The sequence below is a fragment of the Ancylomarina sp. genome, from assembly GCF_041555295.1.
In the GTDB taxonomy this organism is placed as follows: Bacteria; Bacteroidota; Bacteroidia; order Bacteroidales; family Marinifilaceae; genus Ancylomarina.
This window is the reverse complement of the sequence record NZ_JBFFKR010000308.1, coordinates 1-3,651: the sequence shown is the minus strand read 5'-3', so window position 1 is coordinate 3,651 and position 3,651 is coordinate 1. Positions and strand designations below refer to the sequence as shown.

Genomic DNA, 3,651 nt, shown 5'->3' with positions numbered 1-3,651 from the left:
ATTAGACTAAAATAGAGTATTATCAGATCCTGTCAGACTTAAGTTTGACAGGATCTGTTTTTTTATATAGTTTTTGATCTTAAGATCTCGTTATTTATGAACTTGTCATGGAATCATCATGTAACAAGACCAATGAGGTCTTAATGGGTTCTGTTTTCTTACACTGTCTTTTATTAACTCTTTCATTACTGGTAGTTTTACCTAATAGTGTTCTAATAAAATTCCTGCTTTAATATTCCATTCATTCATTCTTAGCGGCTGCGGTCTATTGTTAGGGTGAGTCCTTTTTCGAATAGGAATATGAAACTCTTTTTCAGCCATATCAATCATCATATCAAAAAGAACGGCTTTTCGATATAAAAGATCTGCTTGAGCTTCAAGAAATGCTTTTTGCTTTTCTAATAATCTAAGCTTCTGCTCAAGTTACAAGATCTTTTATTTCACCATATAAAAGCTAACTTAAACCTCCATCATTTAACTTTCTATCAGAGTATAGTAATGGCTCAGTATAACAGTAAGGAAATGGGTGTTAGTTTATTTCGAAATGGAACATGTTTACAAACAATTAATTATATTGGGAGGTAAGTAATTAATAACTACTTTTGCGCGCTATGGGATTAAAACCAAGTGAACTTCACGATAAAAGGAATACCAGAATCTATAGCTTTCAGTTTCTTATTTTCAGAATACTGTCCGATAAATTCCTCCCTCCATGCTACAATTAAGCATCCTTTAATATCCGTTTTAATACGGATACCCAATGCATGCACCCATTATTTAGCATGTGATATTCATCTAATTTACATTTATGTTTTATTTAAAAACGTGGCTGGGGATCTGTTTCCTTATGTCCACTTTTTCCGTGCATGCACAGGAGAAACCTCTTGTTGAAATTGGCGGAGCATTACGATTCAATTATAATTATTCGAGCTGGAAAGACGCACAACAAAAACGTGGCGGCGATTTGGGTTTCGATGTATTCCGATTAAATGCCAAAGCAAAATACAAAGGCTTAAAATTAAATGCTGAATACAGATTTTATTCAGAAGGTTTTGGTGGCGCCATGTTAAAGCAAGGTTGGATTGCCTACGATTTCAATGAAAATGACGAATTGCAATTCGGTTTGACTCAAGTGCCTTTCGGTATTACAACATACAATTCAAACTCTTGGTTCTTTAGCTTAAACTACTATGTAGGTCTAGAAGATGATCACGACATGGGACTAAAGTATACGCATCGAGGAGAAAAGTGGGACTACAGTCTGGCTTTCTTCAAAAATGCGGAAGAACTTCAATTTGGGAATAATTCAGATGTATCCAATAGCCGTTACTCTTACGATGTGGGTTCAAGTTCGGATAATGATGGGAATCTTATTCTCCGAAATAAAGAGGTGAATCAACTGAATGGAGATTTGTCTTATAAAATCAATAATACAAATGCAAAACACCGTATGGGTGTATCTGCACAATACGGAGGCCTGTACAATATAGATACCGAAGAAATAGGAAGCCATTATGCCCTTGCTGCCTATTACGAATTGAAAGCAGGTAAATTTGGTGTAAAAGCTCAAATAGCCAATTACAAATACAGTCCTGAGAATCCAGTTGGAGAACGAGATGATGTTGTTGCCATGACTGCCTATGGTGCACCTTATTTGGTTGCAGCTGAAGCAAGCATATATACCCTTGGCTTAAGTTATTCTATTCCTCTGGAATGGGGACCAGTATCTAGTGTTGTTATCTATAACGATTTTGGATATATGGATAAGGCCGAGAGCAATTTTGAAAGTTCTATGATGAATGTAACGGGTGCCATGTTTACAGCAGGTAACATTTATACTTATTTTGATTTGGCCGCAGGAAAAAATCAGCCTTGGCTGGGATCTGAATGGACCAATGCTTTGGCTGAAGGAACCCCTGACGCCGACTGGGAGATGCGTTTCAATATTAATGTAGGCTACTACTTTTAATCAATAAGGAATCATATAGGATGAGAGAAAGAATTAGGAGTGACAAAAAAACATTTTTAGGGATAAAAGCCAACGGGCCGGTTTTTATTACCTCTTTACTTATAATAACGGCACTGGTAAGTACCACTTTGATCGTTGGTAAGCCTATGGAACAATGGTTTGCCAATACTCAAAACTATGTTGCCGATAAAATTGGATGGTTCTTCATCCTTCTGGTAAATGCCTTATTGGTATTTGCATTATATCTTGGTTTCGGGAGATATGCTAAAATCAGAATTGGTGGTAAATATGCCAAGCCCGAGTTTTCCCGAGTGGGCTGGTTTTCCATGCTTTTTAGTGCTGGTATGGGGATCGGACTTCTATTTTGGAGTGTGGCCGAGCCTATCTTTCATTTTAACAGCAATCCTTTCTTAGGCTCTAGTGAAGATACTGTGTTGGCTGCAAAAACAGCAATGGGCATCACCTTTTTGCACTGGGGCGTACATGCCTGGGCATTGTATGCCATTGTTGGGGTTGCCTTGGCATTTTTCACCTTTAACAAGAAATTGCCTTTGACCATACGGTCTATCTTTCATCCCATATTGGGGGACAGAATATATGGCCCAATTGGCGATATGATTGATATTATTTCCGTAATAGCAACCATATTTGGTCTGGCGACTTCTTTGGGTTTAGGTGCTCAACAAATTAATGCCGGTCTGGAATACCTTTTCCAAGTGGAAAGTAGCAATGCTGTTCAGGTTATTATAATTGTTGTTATCACAGTTTTTGCAACGCTATCTCTAATTTTAGGATTAGATAAAGGGATACGAATGTTGAGTGAATGGAATATGCGACTTGCAATTGTCTTATTGGTATTTATGCTTATCGCTGGTCCAACTCTTTTCATATTCAAATCCTTTATTCAAAATATTGGTCATTATATTGGTAATTTCTTCGACTTGAGTTTTTGGACGAATTCTTTTGGCGGGGTGGGAGAAGGCAAACACTGGCAAAGTTCATGGACTGTGTTTTACTGGGCATGGTGGATTTCCTGGTCGCCTTTTGTCGGTATTTTTATAGCCCGAATCTCTAAGGGACGAACCATCAGAGAATTTATTTTTGGTGTTATGTTGGTACCAACCCTATTAACCATGCTTTGGATGACTGTGTTCGGAGGATCTGCGATTTTTCAGGAACTCATCGGAAATCATGCAATCACAGAAGCTGTAAATAATAATGTGGCAACTGCCATCTATCACCTTCTTGAGCAGTATCCATTCACAACATTTTCATCGATTATAACAGTTGTTTTGGTGGCTAGCTTTTTTGTTACGTCCTCAGATTCGGGTTCATTTGTTGTCGATACATTGACTTCTGGAGGACGACATAATGCACCAAAGGGGCAGAAAATATTCTGGGCATCCATGGAAGGTTTACTTGCTGCAGTTCTGTTGATTGGAGGTGGTTTGACAGCCTTGCAAACGGCATCGATCTTAACCGCAATACCCTTTTCACTGATTCTGATTGTAATGTGTTATAGTTTTTATAAATCACTAACGGAATATGAGGAAGATGTCACCCTCGTCAATCTGGATGAACTGAATGAGCAGGATGAAATTAAAAACCTGAAAGTTGAAGAGAAAGAGGTCGAATGTATTTTAGAATAAATGGGAAGAGACGTAGCAGGGTGCTGCGTCTCT

At 38.0% G+C, this 3,651-nt stretch carries 2 protein-coding genes; both read left to right on the top strand.

All coding sequences use genetic code 11. The features are described 5' to 3' along the window. The first annotated feature begins 847 nt into the window (after nt 1-847). Nucleotides 848-1,969 carry a hypothetical protein gene (locus ABY905_RS15085; RefSeq protein WP_372645348.1) on the top strand — a complete coding sequence of 374 codons (1,122 nt, stop codon included), beginning with the start codon at nt 848-850 and terminating at the stop codon, nt 1,967-1,969. 20 nt (nt 1,970-1,989) lie between these two features. Next, nucleotides 1,990-3,618, top strand: coding sequence for a BCCT family transporter (locus tag ABY905_RS15080; RefSeq protein WP_372645346.1), 1,629 nt, complete (start codon nt 1,990-1,992; stop codon nt 3,616-3,618). Nucleotides 3,619-3,651 lie beyond the last annotated feature (33 nt).